The sequence below is a fragment of the Nostoc sp. CCY 9925 genome (genome assembly GCF_963920935.1).
Taxonomy (GTDB): domain Bacteria; phylum Cyanobacteriota; class Cyanobacteriia; order Cyanobacteriales; family Nostocaceae; genus Nostoc.
The window spans coordinates 1-254 of sequence record NZ_CAWUDO010000324.1 but is presented as its reverse complement, the minus strand read 5'-3'; the positions used below and the strand labels follow the sequence as shown (position 1 = coordinate 254).

Here is a 254-nt window from a genome sequence, read left to right as displayed (position 1 = left end):
CGCCACCCGCTGCAACTCCAGCCGCAGCAGCAACGCCAGGCCATGTCGCGCGGCGCTGTCCGCCTCGCGCGCCAGCCGCGCCGACAGCGGCTCGACGCCGCCTTCGGGCGTCGGCGCGTGGTCGGCGTCGATCGGCGCCAGGGTTCGCGCGCCGGCCGGGCATAGCCAGGGCGCCGGAATCAGCACGGCATTGAAGCCTTCCTGGCGCACGCCGGCCAGCAGCGCCTCGCGCGCTGTGTGGCTGCCGGGCAGGC

At 76.8% G+C, this 254-nt stretch carries 1 protein-coding gene; it reads right to left on the bottom strand.

Annotated features, from left to right (window positions below; genetic code table 11):
• Positions 1–254, bottom strand: a 254-nt coding sequence (locus ACM0OY_RS40630) for a hypothetical protein (RefSeq protein ID WP_414574335.1), incomplete at both ends; no start/stop codon positions are given.